The organism is Actinomadura sp. 1N219, assembly GCF_044326405.1.
Taxonomy (GTDB): domain Bacteria; phylum Actinomycetota; class Actinomycetes; order Streptosporangiales; family Streptosporangiaceae; genus Spirillospora.
The window spans coordinates 260508-283794 of record NZ_JBIRAY010000013.1; the positions used below are offsets into that span (position 1 = coordinate 260508).

The 23287-nt window shown below is 70.3% G+C and carries 21 protein-coding genes and 1 tRNA gene; 12 read left to right on the forward strand and 10 right to left on the reverse strand.

From position 1 onward, the window contains the following. Position 1: 1 nt before the first annotated feature. The 3 genes from fahA to ACH35V_RS33680 all read right to left on the reverse strand — a co-directional run bounded on the left by fahA (position 2) and on the right by ACH35V_RS33680 (position 3179). Complete coding sequence (gene fahA / locus ACH35V_RS33670) at positions 2 to 1219, reverse strand: fumarylacetoacetase (RefSeq protein WP_395978773.1); 1218 nt, start codon at positions 1217 to 1219, stop codon at positions 2 to 4. 88 nt (positions 1220 to 1307) lie between these two features. Continuing rightward, the gene (locus tag ACH35V_RS33675) at positions 1308 to 2108 is read right to left on the reverse strand and encodes a hypothetical protein (protein ID WP_395978775.1); all 801 of its coding nucleotides are present in this window, start codon (positions 2106 to 2108) and stop codon (positions 1308 to 1310) included. Positions 2109 to 2195: 87 nt separating this feature from the next. Further along, positions 2196 to 3179 (reverse strand): DUF2637 domain-containing protein, encoded by a 984-nt coding sequence (locus tag ACH35V_RS33680; RefSeq protein WP_395978777.1) that lies wholly within the window; start codon positions 3177 to 3179, stop codon positions 2196 to 2198. A 232-nt stretch (positions 3180 to 3411) separates the two neighbouring features. Between ACH35V_RS33680 and ACH35V_RS33685 the strand changes: the two genes are divergently transcribed. The 6 genes from ACH35V_RS33685 (at position 3412) to ACH35V_RS33710 (ending at position 9620) form a co-directional block, all read left to right on the forward strand. Beyond that, positions 3412 to 4152 carry a DUF6585 family protein gene (locus tag ACH35V_RS33685; protein ID WP_395978779.1) on the forward strand — a complete coding sequence of 247 codons (741 nt, stop codon included), beginning with the start codon at positions 3412 to 3414 and terminating at the stop codon, positions 4150 to 4152. Between the two features lie 122 nt (positions 4153 to 4274). After that, positions 4275 to 4631, forward strand: coding sequence for a YciI family protein (locus ACH35V_RS33690; protein ID WP_395978860.1), 357 nt, complete (start codon positions 4275 to 4277; stop codon positions 4629 to 4631). After that, on the forward strand, positions 4628 to 5872 hold the full coding sequence (locus tag ACH35V_RS33695) for an RNA polymerase sigma factor (protein WP_395978781.1): 1245 nt from the start codon (positions 4628 to 4630) through the stop codon (positions 5870 to 5872). The genes ACH35V_RS33690 and ACH35V_RS33695 overlap by 4 nt, the downstream gene beginning before the upstream one ends. A 262-nt stretch (positions 5873 to 6134) precedes the next feature. Then, on the forward strand, positions 6135 to 7532 hold the full coding sequence (cysS, locus tag ACH35V_RS33700; protein WP_395978783.1) for a cysteine--tRNA ligase: 1398 nt from the start codon (positions 6135 to 6137) through the stop codon (positions 7530 to 7532). A 140-nt stretch (positions 7533 to 7672) separates the two neighbouring features. Then, positions 7673 to 8605 (forward strand): 23S rRNA (guanosine(2251)-2'-O)-methyltransferase RlmB, encoded by a 933-nt coding sequence (gene rlmB, locus ACH35V_RS33705; RefSeq protein ID WP_395978785.1) that lies wholly within the window; start codon positions 7673 to 7675, stop codon positions 8603 to 8605. A gap of 106 nt (positions 8606 to 8711) precedes the next feature. Next, entirely contained in the window at positions 8712 to 9620 is a 909-nt protein-coding gene (locus ACH35V_RS33710) for an EamA family transporter (RefSeq protein ID WP_395978787.1), read from the forward strand. Here ACH35V_RS33710 and ACH35V_RS33715 read toward each other — a convergent pair. Genes ACH35V_RS33715 through ACH35V_RS33725 form a run of 3 tightly spaced genes read right to left on the reverse strand, consistent with a single transcriptional unit; the run spans position 9604 to position 11686 of the window. Continuing rightward, a complete protein-coding gene (locus ACH35V_RS33715) occupies positions 9604 to 10776 on the reverse strand; it encodes an RNA polymerase sigma factor (protein WP_395978862.1) in 1173 nt (390 codons plus the stop codon). The genes ACH35V_RS33710 and ACH35V_RS33715 overlap by 17 nt on opposite strands. After that, on the reverse strand, positions 10773 to 11120 hold the full coding sequence (locus ACH35V_RS33720) for a YciI family protein (RefSeq protein ID WP_395978789.1): 348 nt from the start codon (positions 11118 to 11120) through the stop codon (positions 10773 to 10775). Before ACH35V_RS33720 ends, ACH35V_RS33715 begins: the two co-directional genes overlap by 4 nt. Continuing rightward, on the reverse strand, positions 11117 to 11686 hold the full coding sequence (locus ACH35V_RS33725) for a dihydrofolate reductase family protein (protein ID WP_395978791.1): 570 nt from the start codon (positions 11684 to 11686) through the stop codon (positions 11117 to 11119). Before ACH35V_RS33725 ends, ACH35V_RS33720 begins: the two co-directional genes overlap by 4 nt. A 144-nt stretch (positions 11687 to 11830) precedes the next feature. Here ACH35V_RS33725 and ACH35V_RS33730 point away from each other — a divergent pair. Next, positions 11831 to 11903, forward strand: a tRNA-Thr gene (locus tag ACH35V_RS33730). Between the two features lie 118 nt (positions 11904 to 12021). Here the strand turns inward: ACH35V_RS33730 and ACH35V_RS33735 are convergent. Further along, a complete protein-coding gene (locus tag ACH35V_RS33735) occupies positions 12022 to 12216 on the reverse strand; it encodes a tyrosine-type recombinase/integrase (protein ID WP_395978793.1) in 195 nt (64 codons plus the stop codon). Between the two features lie 518 nt (positions 12217 to 12734). Between ACH35V_RS33735 and ACH35V_RS33740 the strand changes: the two genes are divergently transcribed. Beyond that, complete coding sequence (locus tag ACH35V_RS33740) at positions 12735 to 13370, forward strand: pentapeptide repeat-containing protein (protein WP_395978795.1); 636 nt, start codon at positions 12735 to 12737, stop codon at positions 13368 to 13370. A gap of 448 nt (positions 13371 to 13818) precedes the next feature. Here the strand turns inward: ACH35V_RS33740 and ACH35V_RS33745 are convergent, their stop codons facing one another. Next, positions 13819 to 14217 carry a hypothetical protein gene (locus ACH35V_RS33745; protein ID WP_395978797.1) on the reverse strand — a complete coding sequence of 133 codons (399 nt, stop codon included), beginning with the start codon at positions 14215 to 14217 and terminating at the stop codon, positions 13819 to 13821. Between the two features lie 519 nt (positions 14218 to 14736). Here ACH35V_RS33745 and ACH35V_RS33750 point away from each other — a divergent pair. The 4 genes from ACH35V_RS33750 to ACH35V_RS33765 all read left to right on the forward strand — a co-directional run bounded on the left by ACH35V_RS33750 (position 14737) and on the right by ACH35V_RS33765 (position 20561). Then, positions 14737 to 15207, forward strand: coding sequence for a hypothetical protein (locus ACH35V_RS33750; protein ID WP_395978799.1), 471 nt, complete (start codon positions 14737 to 14739; stop codon positions 15205 to 15207). Between the two features lie 6 nt (positions 15208 to 15213). Next, on the forward strand, positions 15214 to 17490 hold the full coding sequence (gene fxsT / locus ACH35V_RS33755) for an FxSxx-COOH system tetratricopeptide repeat protein (protein WP_395978800.1): 2277 nt from the start codon (positions 15214 to 15216) through the stop codon (positions 17488 to 17490). A 508-nt stretch (positions 17491 to 17998) separates the two neighbouring features. After that, positions 17999 to 19180: a hypothetical protein gene (locus ACH35V_RS33760; RefSeq protein ID WP_395978802.1), complete on the forward strand. Its 1182-nt coding sequence runs from the start codon at positions 17999 to 18001 to the stop codon at positions 19178 to 19180. Positions 19181 to 19325: 145 nt separating this feature from the next. Beyond that, on the forward strand, positions 19326 to 20561 hold the full coding sequence (locus ACH35V_RS33765; protein ID WP_395978804.1) for a cytochrome P450: 1236 nt from the start codon (positions 19326 to 19328) through the stop codon (positions 20559 to 20561). Here the strand turns inward: ACH35V_RS33765 and ACH35V_RS33770 are convergent, their stop codons facing one another. Beyond that, positions 20562 to 22010 (reverse strand): DHA2 family efflux MFS transporter permease subunit, encoded by a 1449-nt coding sequence (locus ACH35V_RS33770; protein WP_395978806.1) that lies wholly within the window; start codon positions 22008 to 22010, stop codon positions 20562 to 20564. 36 nt (positions 22011 to 22046) lie between these two features. Continuing rightward, the gene (locus ACH35V_RS33775; RefSeq protein ID WP_395978808.1) at positions 22047 to 23219 is read right to left on the reverse strand and encodes an FAD-binding oxidoreductase; all 1173 of its coding nucleotides are present in this window, start codon (positions 23217 to 23219) and stop codon (positions 22047 to 22049) included. Positions 23220 to 23287: the final 68 nt, after the last annotated feature.

The following is a 23287-nucleotide window of genomic DNA, read 5'->3' on the forward strand; positions in this document are numbered from 1 at the left end:
GCTAGGCGCGGGTCGGGTGGACGGTGCCCGTCACCTCGCCGAACGTGATGCGTGAGCCGGACGCGCCCGGGGCCTGGGCCCGGATCGTGACGGTGTCGCCGTCCTCCAGGAACGAGCGCCGGGTGCCGTCGTCCAGGTCCAGGGGTTCCTGGCCGTTCCAGCTGAGCTCCAGCATGCAGCCGCGCTGGTCGCGCTCGGGGCCCGAGACCGTCCCGGACGCGAACAGGTCCCCGGTGCGCAGCGGGGCGCCGTTGACCGTGGCGTGGGCGAGCTGCTGCGGCGACGTCCAGTACATCGAGGCGAAGGGGGGACGGCTGACGACCCGGCCGTTGATCAGGACCTCCAGGCGCAGGTCGAGGCCCCACGGCTCCTCGCACTGCAGGTAGGGGAGTGGGGCCGGGTCCTGGACGGGCGGCGGCACGCGCGCGGGCTCCAGCGCGGCGACCGGCACGACCCAGCAGGAGATCGACGTCGCGAACGACTTGCCGAGGAACGGGCCGAGCGGCCGCGACTCCCACGCCTGCAGATCGCGGGCGCTCCAGTCGTTCAGCAGGACGAACCCGAACACGTGGTCGCGGAACGCGCCCGTCGGCACGCCGCGTCCCGCGGGGGACGGGACGCCCGCGACGAACGCGACCTCGGCCTCGAAGTCCAGCCGGAGCGACGGGCCGAACGACGGCTCCGGCTCGCCGGGCGCCCTGCGCTGCCCGGACGGCCGGATGACCGGCGTCCCGGACGGGTACACGGTGCCGGCGCGCCCGTGGTAGCCGATCGGCAGCCGTTTCCAGTTGGACGGCAGCGGCTCGTCCCGCGGGCGGAAGATCCGTCCGGTGTTCCTGGCGTGGTGCTCGGACGAGTAGAAGTCGACGTAGTCCGCGACCTCGAAGGGGCGCTGCAGTTCCACGTCCGAGACAGGGATCAGGTGGGGTTCGACCTGGTCGCGGTACGACTCGTCGGTGAGGACCTCGACGAGCCGCGCGCGGTTCGCGTCCCAGGCGGCGCGTCCGGCAACCATGAAGGCGTTCAGCGAGCCGGAGGCGAAGTAGCGGCGGTCCTCGACCAGGCCCGCCGCGGACATCGCCGCGAGGTCGAGCACCTGATCGCCGATGGCCGCGCCGACGCGGGGAAGCTCGCCCGGACGCGAGAAGATCCCGTACGGCAGGTTCTCGACGCCGAAGCCGCCGTCCGTATTGCCGTCAACCCACGAATCGGTCGTCATGCCGCCATATCTTCCCCGGTGCGTCTCCGTTCATCCGGTGGCGCGGCCCGAGTCGGGCCGCCGGTCGGGCGGCGGGTCAGGCGGCGGGTCAGGCGGCGGGCGGTCTGATCAGGGACAGCGCGGACAGGGCGGCGTCGACGCCCGGCGCGCCGAAGGAGAGCAGCAGGCGGCGCGTCGCCCGCACCTCGTCGTCGGTCAGCGCCAGCAGGTCGGCGGCGAGACCGGACGGGTCGGTGCGTTCGAGCGTCCGCCGGACGTCGTCTCCGCGCGCCGCGCTGGCCGTGGCGAGCAGGACGTTCAGGAAGCCGTGGCCGTCCTGGCGCCGGACGGCGCGATCCGCCCCGGCCGTGCACGTGAAGGGCAGGCCGCGCTCGGCGCACGCCGAGAGGAACGCCGCCACCTCTGCCGCCGGGCCGCCCGCGCGGTAGGCGGCGCCCAGCAGGACGCCGTGCTCGCGTGCCGCGGACATGCGGTCGAGCGCGTCCCGCCATCCGGGCGAGCGCCGCACCTCGATGTGGGCGGGTACGTCGGACGGGAGCCGGGCGATCGTCACAGCGACGGCCCGCGCCTGGTCGGCGTCCTGGGGGAGCGCGATCCGCACCGCCGACGGGCGGACGCGCGGCTCGGCGCGGACGGCGTCCAGCGCCCCCGGCAGCTCTTCGATCCCGGCGTCGGCGATCAGGCCGAGGTCGAGAAGGTCCTCTGGGACGAGAAGCGCCCGCAATTCGGTGAATCGCGACGCCGGGCACAGGAACCGTCCGGCGGCCGGATCCCGGGCGGCCTCACGGTGCGCCGCCAGCGCCCTGTCCATCGGAATGCGGTCCAGCGTGACGGGGTCCGGTGCGTCGAGCGCGGCGTCGTCGATCAGCCGAGCGATTAGGGCGCTCATGGCGCCTAGGTACCCCGCCGCAGGGCCGCGTCACGCCGTTCGGCACGGCGTTCGGCACGGCGTTCGGCACGGCGTTCGGCGGGGCGTTCAGTCGGCGGGCGGGGTGGGGCCGCTGCGGAAGTTGCTGGACGGCGGCGGATTCACGTCCTCGGCGTCGGGGTCTTCGGCGCGGTCGGCGGGCTGGACGTCGTCATCGTCGGCGTCCGGAGCAGGGGCGGCGCCGGGCATCATGATGTCGGGACGGGTCGTCGACGCGACCGGACGGTCCTCCGCGTCCGGACGATCACGCTTCCTGACCAGCTCGACATCGGTGGGCAGCAGCGCGGGCGCCGCGTCGAGGGGCGGGCGCGGCTCCGGGAGGATGTCCAGCGGCGGCGGCTCGGACGACAGGCTCGGCGCGGGCGATGATCCGGCGCCGTCGCCGTCCTCGAACCGGGGGTCGGCGGGTTCTTCGGGGGCGAAGGGGATGAGCGGCTCGGTCTCGTCCAGGAAGGCGAAGGGCGACTCCCCTTCCGGCTCGGCCGCCTCTGCCGGGGCCTCCAGGGCGAGCTGTTCTGGCGCGGCGGGTTCCAGGACCTTCACGTGGCCGCGCTGCGGCTCGATCGGCGCGGCCTCCTCGGCGGCGGGACGGGACACGCGGATCTGCTTGAACATCGTCAGCCACAGCCACACGGCGAGCACCAGCATGATGTGCGGCGCCACGGCCACGCCCGCGCGGACCGAGTCGCGGGGCAGCTCCGCCATGCCCCAGACCGAGTCCTGGACGGACACGGCCGCGCCCCCGGCGGCCAGGAGCAGCAGCAGCGTCCAGCGCAGCAGCCGCGTCCACCAGCGGGCGTTCCGGGTGATCACCAGGGACAGGATCGTCAGCGCGGTGAGGGTGTCCGCGATCGCCGGGTAGAGCGGCGCCCAGCGGTCGCCGACGCCGCCGTAGCGGGCGAGGTCGCGGAGCACGTCGTAGGTCAGCGCGTACGCGGCGCCCGCCAGCGCCGCGACGATGAGGCCGGCGAGCGCGGTGAGCAGCCGCCGCTGCACCGGGGTGAAGGCCGGCCGGGTCGGGTCAGATGGCATGTCTCTCGTTCCGGGGGAAGTGGCGCCAGAGGGGTCCTCAGGCGAGATTAGCCAGCGCGGACGGCGACGGCTCGTCCATTCCGGATGATCACATCACGCTGCGAGCGATATGGGCGGCGACGTACGGTATGGGCGAGGACAGCCGAGAGGAGGCTCGATGACCGCAGCGAAGCGAGGATCATCGAGCCGACTGCTCGGGGGTCTGGGGGGCGCCCCCCAGAAAGGCGGGCCCGTGATTCCGGGGGATCGCCTCGGCGAGCCGGTCCGGGCGTTCGACGGACGGCCCGCCGGCCACCGCATGTGGGCCCTGCTCGCGCTGATGGGCCTGGCCGCGCTGTCGCTCGTGCCGGTGGCCGTCGTCTACCTGCGCGTCCGCGTGTGGGCGGTGGGCGTCCCGGCGCTCCTGATCGCGATGGGCTACGCGGGCGCGGTCGGCTGGATCATGGACCGCCGCCGTCCGCGGCTCCGCGGCCGGGTCGTGGTCCTCCACACCGGCGGCCTGTCGGTCTCCGGGCCCGGCGGCGGGACCCGACACACGTGGGACGAGCTGACGTCGGTCACCGTCTCCGGCGTGCGGAACGAGCCGGACGACCGCACCCGCTGGTCGTTCACGATCGTCGCGGAGGACGGGACCGTGCTGCGGCTCGGCGACGACATCCCGGACGTGCGGGACCTCGGGATCGCCGTCGCCGAGCAGGTCACGGCGCGGATCGTGCCGCGCCACCTGGCGGCGGTGAAGGCGGGGGAGACCGTCCGGATGGGGCCGTTCACCGTCGACCTGGGCGGCGTCGAGAAGGACGGCGAGCGGCTGCCCTGGCCCGTCGTCCGCGAGGTCGAGATCGACAACGGCCTGGTGACGGTGCACGCGTCCGCCGGCTGGACGGATCTGCTGACCGTGGCCTCCCAGGTGCCGGACGCGCTGGCGTTCACGGCACTATGTGACCAGGTCAGAGAGCTGACCGAACTTCCCTGAGAATTTTCTCGGGGGGATTTCGCGGGGGATGTCGAGAACGCCTCCGCCGCTCCGATCCATGAGTGACGGCGGCCCGCTCAGGGCGCGCATCAACGACACGAGGAGACACGACCGTGAAATACATGCTGTTGATCTTCAACCGGCCCGGTTTCGTGGAGGAGCTGACGGAGCAGGAGCGCGACGCGCTGTTCGCCGAGGTCGACGGGCTCATGCAGGAACTGTCCGAGTCCGGCGAATGGGTCGCGGGGGAGGCGCTGGCCGACGCGTCCACGACCAAGACCGTCACGGCGAAGGGCGGGCAGCCCGCCGTGACCGACGGGCCGTTCCTGGAGGCCAAGGAGCACTTCGCCGGCTACCTCACCGTCGACTGCGAGTCCGAGGAGCGGGCCGTGGAGATCGCCAAGCGCTGGCCGGACGTCCGGTTCGGCGGGCGCATGGAGGTCCGGGCGATCATGGACGAGTCCGGGACGGAGATGTGACGGTCCCGGCCGCCGTCGAGGACCTGCTGCGCACGCTCGCGCCGCAGGTCCTCGGCACGCTCGTCCGGCGGCACGGGGCGTTCGACGCGTGCGAGGACGCCGTCCAGGAGGCGCTGCTCGCCGCGGCTGTCCAGTGGCCGGAGGACGGCGTCCCGGAGAACCCGCGCGGCTGGCTGCTGACCGTCGCGACGCGGCGGCTCACCGACCAGTGGCGCAGCGAGCGCGCCCGCCGCGACCGCGAGGCCGCCGTGTTCACGAAGGAGCGCGGCGGCGAGGCGGGCCCGGCCCCGGACGAGGACGACCGTCCAGGCGACCGCGACGACACGCTGACCCTGCTGTTCCTGTGCTGCCATCCGGCGCTGTCGCCGCCGTCGCAGGTCGCGCTGACGCTGCGCGCCGTCGGCGGCCTCACCACGGTGCAGATCGCCCGCGCGTTCCTCGTGCCGGAGGCCACGATGGCGCAGCGGGTCAGCCGGGCCAAGCAGAAGATCAAGGCGAGCGGGGCGCGGTTCGCGCCGCCCCCGCCGGCCGAGCGGGACGAGCGGCTGCGGGCCGTCCTGCACGTCCTGTACCTGATCTTCAACGAGGGCTACACCGCGTCCAGCGGCCCCGACCTGCAGCGCGCCGACCTGACCGCGGAGGCGATCAGGCTGGCCCGCGCGCTGCACCGGCTGCTGCCGGACGACGGCGAGGCCGCCGGGCTGCTCGCCCTCATGCTGCTGACCGACGCCCGCCGCGCCGCCCGCAGCGGCGACGGCGGCCTGCTGATCCCGCTCACCGAACAGGACCGGACGCTCTGGAACCGGCCCGCGATCGACGAGGGCACGGCGCTGGTCACCGACGCGCTGACCTGGTCGCCGCCCGGCCCGTACCAGCTCCAGGCCGCGATCGCCGCCGTCCACGCGGAGGCGGCGCGGCCGGAGGACACCGACTGGCCGCAGATCCTCGCCCTCTACCGGCTCCTGTCGCATCTGTCGCCGAACCCGATGGTCACCCTGAACGAGGCGGTCGCGGTCGCGATGGTGGACGGCCCGTCCGCCGGGCTCGACCTGCTGCGGCCCCTCGCCGCCGACGACCGCATGTCCGGGCATCACCGGCTCGCCGCCGTCCGGGCTCATCTGCTGGAGATGGCGGGCGACGCGGACGCGGCGCGGGAGGCGTACCGGCAGGCCGCCCGCACCACGACCAGCCTCCCGGAGCGGCGCTATCTCGAATCCCGCGCCGCCCGGCTCACCCGATAAGGAAATTCCGTTGGAAACGACAGTGCGAGCGAGCCGCCGCACCGGGCCGCGCACGCGCTGGCCGAACGGCTGGGGACGGCGGCCGAGACGTACCCCGGCGACCACGGCGGCTTCGGGACGGAGGCGGAGGCATTCGCCGCCAGACTGCACGCCGTGTTCTCCGCGTCCTAACTCAATGGCATGGGGCGCTATTACCAACTGGCATAACGCCCATGTGGCGCTAGGCGCTCCGCTGTACACGCGATTCCAATAACCTGGGTTCGTGAGTCTGCGCTTCTACGACACCGGCACCCGTAGCGTCCGCACGTTCGAGCCTCTCGAAGAGGGCCGTGTGGGGATGTACGTGTGCGGTGCCACCCCGCAGGCGTCCCCGCACATCGGGCATCTCCGCTCGGGCGTGATCTACGACGTCCTGCTGCGCTGGCTGCGCGCGTCCGGCTACGAGGTGACGTTCGCGCGCAACGTCACCGACATCGACGACAAGATCATCGCGGTGGCGGCGGACCAGGACGTGCCGTGGTTCGCGGTCGCCGAGGGCAACCAGCGCGTCTTCACGCAGGGCTACGACCTGCTCGGCTGCCTGCCCCCGACGATCGAGCCGCGCGCCACCGGGCACGTCCCGGAGATGATCACGCTGATGCGGCGGCTGATCGAGAAGGGCCACGCGTACGCGGTCGGCGGCGACGTGTACTTCGACGTCAAGTCGTGGGCCGACCAGTACGGGGAGCTGTCGAACCAGCGGCTGGAGCACATGCGCTCCGCCGGCGACACCCCCAACGAGCAGCTCAAACGCGACCCGCGCGACTTCGCGCTGTGGAAGGGCGCCAAGCCCGGCGAGCCGTTCTGGGAGACGCCGTGGGGGGACGGGCGTCCCGGCTGGCACCTGGAGTGCTCGGCGATGGCGACCAAGTACCTCGGGTCCGTGTTCGACATCCACGGCGGCGGCGTCGACCTGATCTTCCCGCACCACGAGAACGAGATCGCCCAGTCCCGGGCGGCGGGCGACGGCTTCGCCCGCTACTGGCTGCACAACGGGCTGCTCACCGTGGACGGCGAGAAGATGAGCAAGTCCGTCGGCAACGTGGTGCTGCTGCCCGATCTGCTCGGCAAGGCCCGTCCCGTCGAGGTTCGCTACTACCTGGTCTCGGCGCACTACCGGTCGCTGATGGACTACACGGACGCGTCCCTGGCCGAGGCCGTCTCCGCCTACCAGCGCATCGAGGGCTTCGTCACGCGCGCGTCGGAGATCGTCGGCGTGGTCGCGCCCGCGGCCGCCGTCCCGGCCGAGTTCGCCGCCGCGCTGGACGACGACCTGGGCGTCCCGCATGGGCTGGCGGTGCTGCACGAGACCGTCAGGGAAGGGAACAGCGCGCTCGCGTCCGGTGATCGCGACGCGGTGCGGGCCCGGCTCGCGGAGGTCCGGGCGATGGCGGACATCCTCGGCGTCGACCCGCTGTCCCCGCAGTGGAGCCGCGCCGGGGAGGACGACCTGCGTCCCGTCGTGGACGCGCTCGTCGCGGTGGCGCTGGAGCAGCGGCAGGCGGCGCGCGCGCGCAAGGACTACGCGTCCGCCGACGCGATCCGTGACAGCCTGTCCGAGGCGGGCATCGTCGTCGAGGACACCCCGCAGGGCGCCCGCTGGGAGCTCAAGCGCGGCTGACGCCCGCGTGGGCGTTCGAGGTGCGCACGGCGGATAAAATCAGACGTTCGCGGGGGTTCGCCGCCGTCCCGCCGAGAGCCGAGCCGCCCAGCAGCCGCGAGGGCGGGCGAACCGCAACCGTCGCCAGGAGCGTACCGATCATGGCCAAGAGCAAGGGCAAGGGACCGACTCCCAAGGCCGAGGACCGGCACTGGCACGGCAAGCGCCAGAAGGCCCGCGCCGTCAAGAGCGCCAAGCGGACCGGCACCCCGACGCTCGGCCCGGGCGCCCGCGCGAAGTCTGCCGCCGAGACCCGGGACGGCGCCGCCGGGCGTTCCGGCCGTCCCGCCGGGGCGCGGCGCGCGAACGGCGAGATCCCGGAGCTGGTCACGGGACGCAACCCGGTCGTCGAGGCGCTCCGCGCCGGGGTCCCGGGGACGACGCTGTACGTGATGTCCAGCAGCGACGAGCGCGTCCGCGAGGCGATCCAGATCGCCGCCGACCGGCGGATCCCGCTGCTGGAGAGCGGGAAGAACGAGCTGGACCGGATGACGGACGGCGCCGTCCACCAGGGCATCGCGCTGCAGGTCAGGCCGTACCGGTACGCGCACGCCGACGACCTGCTCACGGGGACGGCGCCGCTGGTCGTCGCGGTCGACGGGATCACCGACCCGCGCAACCTCGGCGCGATCGTCCGGTCCGCGGCCGCGTTCGGCGCCGCCGGAGTCGTCGTGCCGGAGCGGCGCGCTGCCGGGGTCACCGCCGGGACGTGGAAGTCGTCCGCGGGCACGCTCGCCGCCGTGCCCGTCGCGCAGGTCACGAACCTCAGCCGGCAGCTCAAGGCGTACCAGAAGGCGGGCTGCTTCGTCGCCGGGCTGGACGCGGACGGCGGCACCGCCGTCGCCGACCTGGAGGTCGCGTCCGGCCCGTTCGTGCTGGTCGTGGGCTCGGAGGGCAAGGGTCTCGGACGCCTGGTCGCCGACACCTGCGACCTGCTGGTCACGATCCCGATGCCGGGCCGGGCCGAGTCGCTCAACGCGGGCGTCGCCGCCGGCATCGCCCTCTACGAGATCAGCCGCCTCCGCACTCTCTAGTTTTTCCTCAACGGGAGTTTTTCCTCAACGGGAATAATCTCAACGTTCGTAGACTTGACGCTCAGGTAACCGCCGTCAGGCACCCCCGAACGTCGAGGTGATCACGTTGACCGCCGCCCTGGCCCTGCCGCAGGCCCAACGGACCCGCTACACCACCGACCTGGCCCTCGCGGCGTTCGCGCCCGCGAGCTGGGGCACCACCTACGTGGTCACCACGACGCTGCTTCCCGCCGACCGCCCGCTGCTGGCCGCCACGCTCCGCGCGCTGCCCGCCGGGCTGATCCTGCTCGCCGTCACCCGGCGCCTCCCGCGCGGCGAGTGGTGGTGGAAGTCGGTCGTCCTCGGCATGCTGAACTTCGGGGCCTTCTTCCCGCTGATCTTCTTCGCCGCGTACCGGCTGCCCGGCGGGGTCGCCGCCACCATCGGGTCCGTCCAGCCGCTGGTCGTGGCGCTGCTGTCCCTCGGCGTCCTGCGGGTCCGCCCCGCCCGCGCCGTGCTGTACGCCGCGCTCGCCGGCACCGGCGGCGTCGCGCTGCTGACCCTGAGCTCCGACGCCCGCCTCGACCCGCTCGGCATCGGCGCCATGCTCACCGCGACGTCCCTGATGGCGACCGCGATCATCCTGGCCAAGAAGTGGGGACGCCCCGAATCGCCGGACGGACGCCCCGAATCGCCGCTAGTGATGACCGGCTGGCAGCTCACCGTCGGCGGCGTCGCCCTAGCCCCGTTCACCCTGGCCGTCGAGGGCGTCCCGGCCACGATCACCGGCGAGAACGTCCTCGGCTTCGCCTACCTCGGCCTCGTCGGCACCGCCATCGCGTACGCGCTGTGGTTCCGCGGCATCGACCGGCTGCCCGCCACCTCCGTGTCCCTGCTCGGCCTCACCAACCCGATGATCGCCACCATGGCCGGGCTGCTGATCCTCGGGCAGACGCTCACGCCCTGGCAGATCGTCGGCTTCACCATCGCCCTCGGCGCGCTCGTCGCCGGCCAGACCTTCAACCGGACACGCTGAGCCGCCGTTTGTTGAGGAAGGCCAGCTCGGCCTCGTTCTCCGTCCGTTCCATGGCCTCGTCGTAAGCCGCCGCGGCCTCGACGCCCCGCCCGAGCCTCCGCAGCAGATCGGCACGGATCGCATGGAACAGGTAGTACTGGCCGAGGTCGAGCCCGTCCACCACGCCCAGCGCCTCCTCGACGCCCTCGACCTCGGCCACCGCCACGGCCCGGTTGAGCGCGGCCACAGGCGTCGGCGCGACCGCCATCAATTGGTCGTACAACCGCAGTATCTGACGCCAATCAGTGTCTTCAGCCCGCGCCGCGTCGCTGTGCACCGCGTTGATCGCCGCCTGGATCTGGTACGGCCCCGGCCGGTTCCGCCGCAGACACCGCCGGACGAGCGCCTGCCCTTCCTCCACAAGTCCCCGATCCCACAACCCCCGGTCTTGATCGGCCAGCAGAACAAGCTCGCCGTCCCGCCTCCGAGCGCCCCTACGTGACTCGATCAGCAGCATCAACGCCAGCAACCCCAGCACTTCGGGCTCGTCCGGCATCAGCTCCGCTAGCACCCGCCCCAGCCTGACCGCCTCCGCCGCCAGCTCGTCCCGCCCGCCGTACCCCTGGTTGAAGACCAGATAGACGACCGCCAGCACCCCCGGCAACCGCCCCGGAAGATCAGCCTCCTCCGGCACCCGGTACGGGATGCCCGCGTCCCGGATCTTCCCCTTGGCCCGCACCAGCCGCTGCGCCATCGTCGCCTCCGGCACCAGGAACGCCCGCGCGATCTCCGCCGTCGACAGCCCGCCCAGCAGCCGCAGCGTCAACGCCACCCGCGCCTGCAACGCCAGCGCCGGATGGCAGCACGTGAACATGAGCCGCAGCCGCTCGTCCCGCACAGGCCCCTCCTCGACCGGCTCCACGACGCCGACCAGCGCGGCCTGCGCCTGCTTGCCCTCCCGCGCCGCCTCCCGCCGCAGCCGGTCGATGGCCTTGTTCCGCGCCGTCGTGATGATCCACCCGGCCGGGCTCGGCGGCGCCCCATCGTCCGGCCACCGCTTCACCGCCTCGGCGAACGCGTCCTGCACCGCCTCCTCGGCCACGTCGACATCGCCGAAGACCCGGACCAGGACGGACACCGCCCGCCCATGCTCCTCCCGGAAGACCCGCTCGATCAGGCTTCGCCCTGGAACGGCCGCACCTCCATCGGCAGCCCCGTCACCCGCGCGTACCGCGCCGCCACCTTGAGCGCCGCGTCCAGGTCCTCCGCCTGGATGATGATGATCCCGCCGACGAACTCCTTGCCCTCCGTCCAGGGCCCGTCCGTAGCGATCACCTCCTCGTCCCTGAGCCGCACCACGGTGCTCGCCTCGGGCTGGTGCAACCCCCTCCCGAAGACCCACTCCTCCGACGCCTCCAGGTCCCGCCGGATCTCTGCGAGCTCCGCCATCACCGGCTCCAGCACCTCCGGCGGCGGCACCTCACCCACGGGCTGGATCATGTTGAGCGCGTACAGCTTCATGCTTCCTCCCTGCCCCGATACGTCGCGATCACGACCCCGGTCGTCGTCACCACCGAATCCACGAGCCGCAACTCCGCCTCGACCCCGTCGAACAGCCTGCGTCCCGTCCCCAGCACCAGCGGATGGACCATCAGCAGCCATTCGTCCACAAGCCCCCGCCGCATCAGCTCCCGCGCGAGTTCCCCGCTCCCGAGCACCGTGAGCCCCTCGTCCTCCTTGATCCGGGCGACCTCTCCCACGTCCGTCACCAGCACCGAGTTCTCCCAGGGCAGTTCCCGCCGCGTCCTGGACACCACATACTTCCGCGCCCGATTGAGCGCGTCCGTATACGGATTGTCGGTCTGATGCGGCCAGAACCCGTAGAACTGCTCGTACGTCCACCGTCCGAACAGCATCGCCCCACCACGCCCGATGCCCTTCCCCAACACAGACCGCATGACCTCGTCGTTCCCCGCAACGCCCCACCCACCGCGAACGAACCCGCCCCGCGTATCCTCATCAGCCGCCGCGGGCCCCTGCATGACCCCGTCCAACGTCAGATGCTCCACCAGGATCAACTTCCCCACGACCCCTCCTCACGAACGACGTCCTCTCACCCTCTACACGAACGCCCCCCACCCACATCGACACCCGCCCCGAAAAAACTTCCCCCACCCCCACACACCCCCGCACAAGCCCCCCACCAAGTCGACTACGATGCGGACGAGCCCGCCGGCGTAGCTCAATTGGCAGAGCATCTGTCTTGTAAACAGAAGGTTAGGGGTTCAAGTCCCCTCGCCGGCTCCCACACCAGAGGCCCCTTCCGACTTCGGAAGGGGCCCTTTTGCTAAGGGGTTTGCTAACAACGGCTTCTGCACCGCGCCGTCGATCCTTTGGCGTAGCTCGTCGCCGCTTCGGCGACCTACTCGCTGACCACGTGCACGTAGACGCGAAGCGTGACGGCAGGGCCGGCGTGCCCAAGTCGAGCCGCCACCACATGGACGGCAACGCCCGCCAGCAGCATCGTCGTTGCGTGAACGTGCCGAACGTCGTGAAGCCGAGCGTGCGGCAGCGGCTCAGCCGGAGGCTCCCCGCTCTTCGAAGCATTGTGAGCCATGATCAGAGACGAGACGGTGTCGAGGTGGACGGCTGCGCAAGGGCATCGCCGCGGGGCGGTACCCGATTGGGGAGGCCCTGCCGTCGATCGCGAAGTTGGGGAGCGGTTCAGCGTGGCCGGGCCACGGTAGAGGCAGGCAGGGCACGCCGAGCATCGTGACGGGGCGACCAGCGGATGAGGTGCCCGACGAGGGCGCGGAGGACGCGGTCGAGGGCCTGAGCGAGGCGTTCACGCTTCCTTGGAACTAGCTTCAGGAGGCCAAGGAACACCTACGACGACAGAGCGCCCGGCTTGACGAACTCGACAAGCGGACACGGGACCTGTGAACCGCGCAGCCGTGTCAGCCGGAGGGACCGCTGCCACTCGCCTCGAGCGCCCCAATGGCGCCTCTTCTTCCAGCCGCCATTGCACACCCCGATTCCAGCGAGTGACCGGCACCCCCTGTGCCCACGAAGAGTAGGGTCGGACGCGTGGCAACTAGCAATGTTCGGGCACGTCCAAGACGTCTTAAAGAACCCGTGGCCCCCAAACTCCCCAATCCACTGGCAGAGGCCGGCGCTTCGGACGCCAATCTAGCCGACGACGGTGTTTACCTGTCCGCGCTGTACGGGAACCTAGATCTATCCGCGCATGATGTTGAAGACGTGGAGTTCGAGCGCTGCCGATTTCAAGAGACGCGCTTTGCCGGGACGGTGATGCGCCGGGCGGGCTTCGCCGATGTCGAGTTCACGTCGTGCGACCTGGCGAACCTGAAGCTCATCGACTCGCGGATCTTCAACGCCGTGATCGATGGCAGCCGACTGACCGGGACATCTATGAGCGAGTGCGGCCTCCGTGATGTTCTGTTCACCAACTGCCGCGCTGACTTGTCATCATTCCGCTTTAGTCGCTTCAAGAGTGTTGTGTTCCGCGACTGCAATCTCACAGATGCGAACTTCCAGGGTGCGGAGCTTGGCAGCGTCCGATTCGAGCGTTGCAAACTGGCCGGTGCGCAGTTCAGTAACGCCAATATGAAGGGCACTCGACTCTCAGAGTGCGACCTCTACGGGGTCAACGGCATCCAGAGCTTCCAAGGTGCAATAGTGCCCACCGCCGACGCGCAAGGTCTGTTGTTCGCCCTGGCGTCAGCGATGGGCATCACCATTGAGGACTAAGCGGCGAGATCCGCGCAAGTGAACGCCTTTTCCACCAAGCTGCAGTCCAGCGTCCGCGCAAACTCCGCCAGCTCGTCCAGAGGGGCCCGGTCGTAGGGGCGTGAACAGGTCGCGCTTGGCTTCCAGACCCGTGCAGCAGTCCGGGAGCGCTGTCTCCCCGCGGCGGTGTTGCATGAACATCAGCGGGACGGCCGCCGCGGCGGAGTGGAACGCCTTATCGAACGGCCGAAGTTCGCCCACCTTGACCGCACTGACGACGCGGTGCTCATGCTCGGAGAGTTCAGCAGCGGGCAGTTCGTACAGCCCGTAGACCGCATCCAGCCGTGAGTTCCGACCGCACGGTGCCGATGGTGCTCAACGGGGCTCAGATCTACCGGGACGTGCCAGAACGTTGTGAAGGTTGACGGGGGAAGGTGTCCGGAGCTACGCCTGGCAACCTTAAATGGATCTAACCTAGATCGACGGCGGGGAATCTGTCGCCAATTATAATCATGCGTACAAAGTACAAGTAGGTTATCGCATACATTAGCCAGCCGAATGCGAGAGCATACCCCAGCCAGAGTGAGGTGATAACATTGGGATTCGGTGGGGTGGCGAAAATCCTAACCGTGGTGGTGTTGTACCTCTTGTCGATGGAAGCATGGTGGGTCTTGCCGTTGTTGTCGACATACTTCACATCGGTAAATTCTATGTCGAGTCCGCAATTCCCTTGAGGGCATTTGATCTCCCGGTGATGGCCAATGACGGTTGCCGTGTACCAGTCGCCCTGGATCATGAAGCGGACTGTGTCGAACGCCGCGTAGGTACTTAGAACCAAGAGGACAAGTCCCACGAATACGAGCCACACCTTTAGCATTTTCCCTCTGTGGGTGACAGGCCGTCAAACGGACGCAATTGCCAGCGTAACAAACTTCCAGCACTCTCTGCAATGGACCCGTTGCTTACAGTGGCCTCGAAGCCTCCAGGCGGGCTAACAACGGGTTCGGATGACCTTGGACGGGGTGTGGACCCGCCGAAGGTTGCCACGCAGGTCAGGAGACGTGTGGAGACGTGCCTGGATAAGGCTGATCTTGTTTGTAAGCAGAAGGTCAGGGTTCAGGTCCCCCTCGCCAGCTCCCATCCCAAGGCCCCCTTCCGACCGTGGAAGGGCTGATTGCTAACAGGTACAGAATCTGCGTCGCCGCACAAGGGTGGATGTCGAGTGCGGCCAGCGTCTTGCCGACGTCCTGTCCTGGAGCGTCGTTGACCAGTCCGGGGATATGGATGGGTTGCTGAGCCGGATCCGGAGATGTGGTTGGTGGGCCGGTTTCGGTCGTGGAGGGTGTTTGCATCCGAGAGCGGGGGTGGTGCCTCTAACCTCCTCCTGGTGACGGACGGTGGCTGCGCGATCACTGTTGATCGTTTAGTGGAGGACGCGAGGATGTCTGGGGATCTGGTGCAGTTGGCCGGGGATGTGACGTACTACGTGACCGCCGCGGCGGGCGCCTGCGGCGGTGCGTTGTTGGCGCGCACGCAGGACCAGGCGACCGATGCCACGGTGAGGTTGGGGCAGCGGTTCGCACAGAGAATCTTCGGTGTCCGCGCCGAGGGCGAAGAGGTGCCCGAACCGCTGGCCGATGTGATCGACGATCCCGACGACGGTGACAGTCAAGCCGCGTTGCGTAAGGCCGTCCGCAAGGTCCTGGCCGCCGATGCCGAGCTGGCTGCGCAGGTCCAGCAGTGGGTCCAGGACGCGTACAAAACGGGGGTGGTGATGACGTCCGGGATGCGGTCCCCGGCGGTGCACACCAACCACGGCATCATCGCCGTCGGCGACGGCAACACCTTCCGGCGGTGACCGGCCATGACCGACGACACCACGGGGGCCGAGCAGCGGGTCAGTTCTTCACCTGCCGCCCACCTGCAGACTTCGGGGCCCCGGTCGCCAGGGGTCGGTGTCAACTTCGGCAGCGTCAAGACCGGCGATGAGATCACCCAGGCTGCGGTGTCGCTTCCAGCGCCGGAGACGGTGCGGCCCGCCGCGCGGATCGTCGGGTTGCCGCGTCCGGCCACGCCTGTGTTCCTCGGACGTCACGACGATTACCAGCGGCTTGAACAGGTGTTGGCCGCCGCCGGTGAGACGGTGGTGGTGACGCAGGCCCTGTATGGCATGGGCGGAGTGGGCAAGTCGGAGCTGGCGCTGCAGTACGCCCACCGCACCCGGGCGCGGTACGAGGCGGTGTGGTGGGTGACCGCCGAGAGCCCGCAACATGTCGAGGCCGGGTTGGCCGAGTTGACCCGTCACCTTGTCCAGGACGCCGCGCGGGCAGCGACCACCGAGGACGCCGCCGCGTGGGCGGTCGGCTGGTTGCGGGCGCATCCGGGGTGGCTGCTGCTGTTGGACAACGTCACCGACCCCACCCATGTCGCCGGGTTGCTGGGGCGTCTGGAGGGTGGGCACGCGCTGATCACCAGTCGTCGGGATGTGCGCTGGCCCGGCACCACCTGCACCCTGCGGCTGGGGTTGCTCGACCCGGGGCCGGCCGCGGAACTGATCATCACCATTACCGGGCACACCACTCCACCCGATCGGCAGGCGGCCGCGGCGATCGCCGAGGAACTCGGCTATTTGCCCTTGGCGTTGGACCAGGCCGCCGCCTACGTTCGTCAGACCCGCATCACGTTGGGGCGCTATTTGAGGTTGCTGCAGCAGCATCCGGCCCGCTACCACGCCAAGGCCGCCGACGGCGACAAGGCCCAGGCCACCATCGCCCGCCTGTGGGACATCACTCTGGAAACCCTCCAAGAGCAGGCCCCGGAGGCGGCCGAACTCGCTCGGGTACTGGCGCAGTACGCGCCTGCGGACGTTCCTCGGTTGATGCTGGGCGGCGGGGACGAGGAGGCCATCGAGGCCGCCGACGCAGCGTTAGGCGTCCTGGCCTCCCACAGCATGATCGACTTGACCGATGAGGTGGTGGCGATGCACCGCCTCACCCGGGCCGCCGTCCTGACCCAAGTCCAGGACGCCAGCGAAGATCACGCGCACGGTGCGGCTCGTGACCTTGCCCTGACCTGGCTCCAGAGCACCATGCCCGACGAACCCGACTCCGATGTGTCCGGTTGGCCGGTTTGGCGATCTCTGGTCGTCCATGTGGAAGCGATCGCCGCCGCACTCGCCTCGTCCCGCCCGTCAGCGCGGTTCAGCCAAGTGCTCAACCAGACGGGACTGTTCCTGATCGCGCAGGGCGAGTATCAACGCGCCAACGAGGTGCTCACCACCGCGGCCACCGTCGCCGAAGCCGCGCTGGGCTGCGACCACCCCGACGTCGCCGGCCCGCTGCGCAACCTGGCCTCCACACTCCGCGCAATGGGGCGGGCCGCTGAAGCGCTGCCATTGGAGCAGCGGGCGCTGGCCATCGTCGAGGCCGCGCTGGGCCCGATTCACCACCACGTCGCCCTCGGGCTGGCCAACCTGGCCGCCACATACCGCGCGCTGGGCCGGGCCGCTGAATCGCTGCCGTTGGAGGAACGGGCGCTGGCCATCGCCGAGGCGGTGCGGGGTCCTGACAGTCTCTCCGTCGCGCTTGCGCTGGGGAACATGGCCGTCACACTCCGCGCGCTGGGACGGTGGGCTGAGACGCTGCCGATGGAGCAGCGGGCGTTGGCCATCGCCGAGTCGGTGCTGGGCCCGGATCATCCCGACGTCGCTATCGGGCTGGGGAACCTGGCGGCCACACTCCGCGCATTGGGGCGGGCCGCTGAAGCGTTGCCGTTGGAGCAGCGGGCGTCGACCATCGCCGAGGCTGCGTTGGGTCCTGGCCATCCCGATGTCGCTACTCGGCTTGCCAATCTTGCCGCGACTCATCGGGCATTGGGGCGGGCCGCCGAAGCGCTGCCGTTGGACGAGCGGGCTCTGGTCATCACCGAGGCTGCGCTGGGCCCCGGCCATCCCGATGTCGCCACTCGGCTTGCCAATCTTGCCGCCACACACCGCGCACTGCGGCGGGCCGCCGAAGCGCTCGCAGCGATCACCCGAGCTGAGCAGTGCGCATTGGCCGCGCTTGGGACCCAGCACCCCACAACGCGGTCGCTGCAGCAGTACGCCGACCATTTGAAAGACCTCTTCGGAGTCCCGGACTGAACCAGGGCCATCAGCACACAAACGCAGCAACACGGGCACAAACGCGTACGTGTTCTTCAATTGGCCCATGTCACAGCCCGGGAAATGGAACGACTTCGGCAATGGCGCAGACGAAGACGCCGAGGACACGGACAGCGTGAGCGGTGGCGGCGAGGTGCGAACCGTTCGGTCATCAGGTGGACGACGGGTGGTGCGCCGAGGTGGCTTCTCTGTGATCTTGCCTCGCCGGTGGGCAGGGCGCAGTAATGCGTCATGACGCAACGATGCGAATGCCCGGGTTGAGCGCCGACTAGCACCAGAGTGATTTCGCTACCCGTGTCCTTATCTGGACGCACGCCGTCTCGGCGTCCCGTGGGGTGGGTGGGGCGGTCACCTGGGGTGGGTGGGGATGTGGACAAGGGGGTGTTGACGGGTTTGTCGAAGATGACCTTGTTTGGGTCTACTTGGTGGGCGGTGTCGAGATGAGAATGATCGGCAAGCTTCCACACTCCGACGGGACGTGCCCCCCATGAACCTGCGCGACGAGATCGAGACCCTCATACGGGCCTGGGACGCCTACGAGATCGGCCACGGTGGATCACCGATCGTCGATTTCGACTGTGCCCCGGGCCGCAACGCGTCCGAGCCGGCCTCCGACCGGCTGAGCGTCTACCGCCGGTTCGCTGAGCTGCGCGCGGACGCGACGGGGGTACTGGCGGATCGGCTTGATGCTGATCTGGCCTATCTCGGAGCGCTCATCGGAGAACGCCGTCCTCTCAACGACTACGTGCGGGCGACGCAGGGGTGTGACACGGCGGGGTGGCCCGACGAGTACTTGGAGGAACGCGCTGAGCAGGCACGGGCCGCGTGCGCCGACCTCGGCATCGGCTGGGGCGCTCGCACAAACGCCGAGTTGCGGGAGGCCGAGGGGCTCCTTGACGTGAGCGAGGCCCCGGACGCGATCCGCCAGGCCACCGAGGAGTTGGAGCCCGTCGTCCGCGAGGCGACCGGGAGTACCGCGCCCTACCGCCTGACGATCGAGACCGCCGAGGTGGACGCCTACTGGGCGTACTGGCTGGACGGAGCCGGACAGGACGTCCGCCTACGCCTCAACCTCCCGAACGTCGAGTTCACCCAGACGGGCGCCCGGCAGTTCGCCCTGCACGAGGTACTCGGGCACGGTTTGCAGAGCGCCAGCTACACCGCGCAGGCGGAGGCTGAGGACGTCCCCTGGGTGCGGTTGTTCAGCATCCACGCGCCGTTGCAGGTCATGTCCGAGGGCATCGCCCAAGCGTGGCCGTTGTTCTTGCTGCCCGAGGACAAGGTGCTGATCGCCCGCAGCCGGCTTTCCCACTACAGCCAGTTGATCCTCGCGGAGGTGCATCGGGCCCTCAACGACGGCGCGCCCGTCGGCGAGTGCGCCGACTACGTGCGGACCGCCGTCCCGTGGTGGACGGACAAGCACGTCGCCCGCTACCTCACCGACCGCGGAGCCGACGTCCAGCACCGTAGTTATATGTGGTCCTATCCGGCCGGGTTCGATTGGTTCGCGGCCCTCGCCGAGGCCGATGCCGACGTTTCGCGAAAGGTGCTCCAGGCCGCGTACCGCGCCCCGCTCACCCCGACCGACCTCGCCAATCTGTGGCCGGAGGGACCGGCGGTGGGTGGGCCGGGAAGCCCCATTCGGTTGGGGAAGCCTCCAGTTTTCTGAAGCAATGTCGCGCGCCTAGCTTGGTGGGGATCGCCCGCGCGTGGTGGGCGGGGGATTTACGGTTGAGGGCATGAGATTTCCGGCGTATCAGCGGAGCGTGGCCGGGCCGAGGGCCGGAGTGGAGGCTGCTCGGTGGTGGGGGCGGATGGCTCGGGATCCGCTCGGGACGTACGGCGCGCTTGCCCGGACGTACGGGGACGCAGTTCAGGTGCCGTTCGGCGTGCGGCGGGCGTTCTTTCTTCTGTCCCGGCCTGAGCATGCGGAGCACGTTCTGGTGGCTAACCAGGACAACTATGTGAAGGCGTTCACGTACCGTCCGCTGCGGGTTTTCCTCGGGGACGGGCTGCTCACGAGCGAGGGAGAGACGTGGCGGCGGCATCGGCGGCTCGTGCAACCGGTGTTCGCGCAGCGGCATATCGTCGCGTTCGCGCCGCAGATGGTGGAGATCACCCGCGGGGCCGTCCAGCGGTGGCCCGACGGCGTGCTGCTCGACGCGGCGGAGCAGTTGCGGCGGCTCACATTGGACGTGGTCGGACGCGCGCTGTTCGGCAGCAAACTGGCAGGTGAAGCCGCCAGGACCGGACGGTCGCTGGAGGCGCTCCAGCGGGCGGCCGTGGTCGGGACGTTCCTGCCGAGTGTCGTGGCACGGCGCGGGGTGTACGCGCGAATGCCGTGGTTGAAGGACGGCATCGCGCATCTCGAAGGCATGGTCGAGACGGTCGTCAAAGGGTCCGGTGGGGAACTGCTGGATCTGCTGAAAGAGGGCGGCGGCCTTTCCGAAGAAGAATTGCGCGACGAGGTTCTGACGCTCCTGCTGGCCGGGCACGAGACGACGGCAGCCTCGCTGGCGTGGACATTCGTGCTGCTTTCCCGATATCCCGCGGCACGGGAACGGCTGGAGAAAGAGGTCGACGAGGTGCTCGGCGGACGGGACCCGCAGGCAGAGGACGTCGATCGGCTCCCCTGGACGCGGGCCGTTCTCTCCGAGGCCATGCGTCTCCACCCTCCGGCATGGACGATCGAACGCGATGCGGTCGAGGACGACGACGTCGCGGGAGTGCGGATCCCGGCCGGGTCGACGCTGGCGATTCCGCCATATCTGCTGCACCGGAACGTGGAATTCTGGCCCAACCCCGAAGGCTTCCAGCCGGAGCGGTTCATGGGGGAGACGGACCGTCCCAGATATGCGTATTTGCCGTTCGGAGGCGGCCAGCGCATTTGTGTGGGCGCCGGTTTCGCGATGCTGGAGGCGACGCTGCTGCTCGCGACGATCAGCCGCACGCACCGGCTCGATCTGGCGCCCGGCATGGACGTGCCCGGACGGGCGGAGGTCACCTACCGCCCGGCCGGGCCCGTCCCGATGCGCGTGTCACACAGATAGTTACTTGCGCGGGAGCAGCAGCGCGGGGATCACCGCCAGCGCGCCGATGACCAGTGCGATCCAGAAGGCGTGGCCGAAGGCGGTCGCCAGCAGGGGCGCCACCTGGACGCGCGCCTCGTCCGGCAACGGAGCCAGCGCCGACCCCGCCAGCCCCGGGGACTGCGCGGTGATCTCGTGCTGCAGGATCACCGCCAGCGCCGTGGTCCCGACGGACGCGCCCATCCGCTGAAGGGTGTTGATCGCGCTGGTCGCACGCGGGATCAGCGGACCGGGCAGGGCCTCGTAGGCGGCCGCCATCGACGGCATGATCGTCGCGCCCAGGCCGAGGCCGATCACGAACAGCGCGACCCCCAGCAGCAGAGGCGAGGTGTCCGCGTGGATCTGCGTGTAGGCGGCCGTGCCCAGCAGCCCGAGGACGATCCCGGTGGGGACGACGACCCCGGCGCCGAGCCGGTCGGTCAGCCGTCCGGCCAGGGGCATCGCGACCGCGGCGCCCGCGGCCTGCGGGACGAGCAGCAGCCCGGTGGCAAGCGCACCATGACCTCGGACGATCTGCCAGTACAACGGCAGCAGCACGAGGACGCCGAACAGCGCGACCGCGACCACGACGTTCGTGACCGCCGCGGCGGCGAAGGCGCGGTTCCGGAAGAGCGAGATGTCGATCAGCGCCTGCCGGGTGCGGGCGTGCAGCACGTACAGCCCGATCAGCACGGCCGCCGCGCCCAGAATGACCCAGGTGCGGGGCGCGTCAAGGGCGCCGGGACGTCCCGCCTCGGTGGTGCCGTAGACGAACGCGGTCACGCCGGTGCAGAGCAGGAGCAGGCCCCGGACGTCCAGCCGCGTCGGACGCGACGGCGAGCGCGGCAGCAGGCGGAGGGCGGCGACGACGGCGATCACGCCGAGAGGGAGGTTGGCGAGGAAGATCCACCGCCAGCCCGCCGTCGAGATGATCAGGCCGCCGACGACCGGTCCGGCGACGGAGCCGAGCAGCATCGGCATGCCGATGAAGCCCATCACGCGGCCCATCCGCTGGGGCCCGGCGGCCTGCGCCAGGATCGTCTGCGCCACCGGGATGATCATCCCGCCGCCGACGCCCTGCACCACGCGGAACGCGATCAGGCTGGGCATCGACCAGGCGGCGCCCGCCAGCAGGGAACCGGCGAGGAACAGCAGGAGCGCGGTGATCCACACGCGCCGGGCGCCGAACCGCTCGGTGGCCCAGCCGGTGACCGGGATGACGCCCGCCAGGCCCAGCATGTAACCGGTCAGGACCCATTGGACGGTCGTGATGGAGGCGCCGAAGTCCTCGGCGAGCGTACGGGTGGCGACGTTGACGGCGGTCGCGTCGATGATCGACATGATCGCGCCGAGCACCACCACCGCGCCGATCGCGACGAGTTTCCGGTCGAGCCGCTGCGCGGGGGCCGTGGACGGGAGAGTGGCGGTCATTTCGGTTACCTCGCATTTCAGGCGATCTCCGCTGGTTCAGGCGGGCTTGATGTTGTGGTTGCGGTGGAACATGTTCTGCGGGTCGTAGGTCCGCTTCACCTCGCGCAGGCGCCGGAAGTTCTCCGGGGTGTAGGCGGACGCCGTCCGGGACGTGTCGTGCAGGAAGTTCAGGAACGACCCGCCGGTCGCGTGCGCGGCCAGCGGCGCGGCGTCCGCGGCGGAGCCGTCGATGGTGAGCGAGTAGGGGACGTCGCGGTGCCCGACCGGTCCGGCGTCCGCGGCGGGACGCGCCATCGCGCCGCCCCAGTGCCTGATCTCGATGCCGGACGCGCCGCTGCCCGCGATCGCGGCGATCAGCGGGTCGGGCAGGTCGGCGGCCAGGTGGAAGTGGTGGGGCGGGGTGCCGCCGAGTGACTCGGTCTCGGCGTACGGCATCGTCCGGAAGTCGTGGTGCAGCGGCGGGCCGCCGGCCCGGCACAGTGACCGGAGGGCCCGCGCGCCGTCGTCCGCCGCGCCTGCGTAGACGCCGCGGACGATGACGACGCGGCCGTGCTCGGCGTGGTTCGCCATGGCGATGGAGGCGCTCAGCTCGTCGGGACGGGCGTCGGCCTCGTTCCGGAAGCGGGTGAGCACGTCGCCGGCCCGGTCGGCGGGGAACACGGCGGTCCCCGCGTAGACCGTGGACACCGGGTGGAGCCGGAACTCCAGCGAGGTGACGACGCCGAAGTTGCCGCTGCCGCCGCGCAGCGCCCAGAACAGGTCGGCGTTGCGGTGGGCGTCGGCGGTCAGCGCGCGTCCGTCGGCGGTGACGACACCGGCGCGCAGCAGGTGGTCGGCGGCGAACCCGTAGCGGCGCGACAGCCAGCCGACGCCGCCGCCGAGCGTGTATCCGGCGACGCCGACGGACGCGTGCGAGCCCGACAGCGGCGCCAGCCCGAGCGGCGCGGCGGCGGCGATGACGTCGCTCCAGCGGGCGCCGGGCCCGACGCGGGCGATGCGGCGGGACGGGTCGATCAGCACGCGCGCCATGCGGGACGTCTTCAGCAGCAGCCCCTCGTCCGGCGGGACGAGGGTGCCGTGCCCGGTGGCCTGGACGGTGAGCGGCAGCCCGCGGTCGCGGGCGGTGAGGATCGCGGCGCGGACGTCCGGGGTTCCCGTGGCCTCGATGACGAGGAGGTCGTCGGTGCGGGCGGCGGTCGTGGCATTCATGATCTTTCCTTCGCTTCCGGAGGTTTTCTCTCCACTTACTCGCACCGTAACACCAAGCCGGAGGATTT

Coding starts and splice junctions, on each gene's coding strand:
- fahA (WP_395978773.1), bottom strand. CDS start 1,219: ATGACGACCGATTCGTGGGTTGACGGCAATACGGACGGCGGCTTCGGC.
- ACH35V_RS33675 (WP_395978775.1), bottom strand. CDS start 2,108: ATGAGCGCCCTAATCGCTCGGCTGATCGACGACGCCGCGCTCGACGCA.
- ACH35V_RS33680 (WP_395978777.1), bottom strand. CDS start 3,179: ATGCCATCTGACCCGACCCGGCCGGCCTTCACCCCGGTGCAGCGGCGG.
- ACH35V_RS33690 (WP_395978860.1), top strand. CDS start 4,275: ATGCTGTTGATCTTCAACCGGCCCGGTTTCGTGGAGGAGCTGACGGAG.
- rlmB (WP_395978785.1), top strand. CDS start 7,673: ATGGCCAAGAGCAAGGGCAAGGGACCGACTCCCAAGGCCGAGGACCGG.
- ACH35V_RS33720 (WP_395978789.1), bottom strand. CDS start 11,120: ATGAAGCTGTACGCGCTCAACATGATCCAGCCCGTGGGTGAGGTGCCG.
- ACH35V_RS33735 (WP_395978793.1), bottom strand. CDS start 12,216: ATGGCTCACAATGCTTCGAAGAGCGGGGAGCCTCCGGCTGAGCCGCTG.
- fxsT (WP_395978800.1), top strand. CDS start 15,214: ATGACCGACGACACCACGGGGGCCGAGCAGCGGGTCAGTTCTTCACCT.
- ACH35V_RS33760 (WP_395978802.1), top strand. CDS start 17,999: ATGAACCTGCGCGACGAGATCGAGACCCTCATACGGGCCTGGGACGCC.
- ACH35V_RS33765 (WP_395978804.1), top strand. CDS start 19,326: ATGGCTCGGGATCCGCTCGGGACGTACGGCGCGCTTGCCCGGACGTAC.
- ACH35V_RS33770 (WP_395978806.1), bottom strand. CDS start 22,010: ATGACCGCCACTCTCCCGTCCACGGCCCCCGCGCAGCGGCTCGACCGG.
- ACH35V_RS33775 (WP_395978808.1), bottom strand. CDS start 23,219: ATGAATGCCACGACCGCCGCCCGCACCGACGACCTCCTCGTCATCGAG.